This is a genomic window from Gillisia xinjiangensis (assembly GCF_046298265.1).
Classification (GTDB): domain Bacteria; phylum Bacteroidota; class Bacteroidia; order Flavobacteriales; family Flavobacteriaceae; genus Gillisia; species Gillisia xinjiangensis.
Map to the genome: position 1 here is coordinate 1 of NZ_JBKAHK010000131.1, position 514 is coordinate 514.

At 70.4% G+C, this 514-nt stretch carries 2 protein-coding genes; both read left to right on the plus strand.

The annotated features are described in order from the left end of the window. Positions 1 to 202, plus strand: a 202-nt coding sequence (locus tag ACKGJN_RS16845) for a hypothetical protein (protein WP_409540729.1), incomplete at its 5' end; no start/stop codon positions are given. 112 nt (positions 203 to 314) lie between these two features. Next, positions 315 to 514, plus strand: a 200-nt coding sequence (locus tag ACKGJN_RS16850) for a hypothetical protein (protein WP_409540730.1), incomplete at its 3' end; no start/stop codon positions are given.

Sequence of the window (514 nt, forward strand, 5' to 3'; positions counted from 1 at the left end):
CCGCGCCCGTATTTGGGGGTGCGCAGCACGGGAGCGGGCCGCGCGCAAGGAAGCGCCGGCCGATCCGGCGCTGAAGCTGCTGCTGGACAGGGGAGACGAGCGCCTGCTGCGCGATGCCGGCCTGACGCGCGACGACGTGCTCGGGCCGGCGGGGATCTTCTGGCACGATTGGATGCGCCGGCTGCGTCATCGGATGCTGTAGGGCGTCGCAGCAGCGTCACGGGCCGGTAACTGGCGCGGGGCGGACGGCCGGTGTTAGGATGCCGTCCCTGTTCTGAACTCTCTGGGCCGCCGGGCCCGCTGGACGTCCCTCGATGCCGGATCACGCGCACGCAGGGCGCCGCCCAAAAGGCGACGTCGGCTTGCTGGTCGTCGCCTCGGTCGCCATTACGGCCGGGGCACTGTGCTATTTCCTGAAGGGGCCGGAGGTCTTTCTCGCCACCCTCGGCGACGATCTCGACCTCTTGCTCTCCATCCTGCCCAAGGTGCTGGCCGGTGTGCTGCTGTCCGGCCT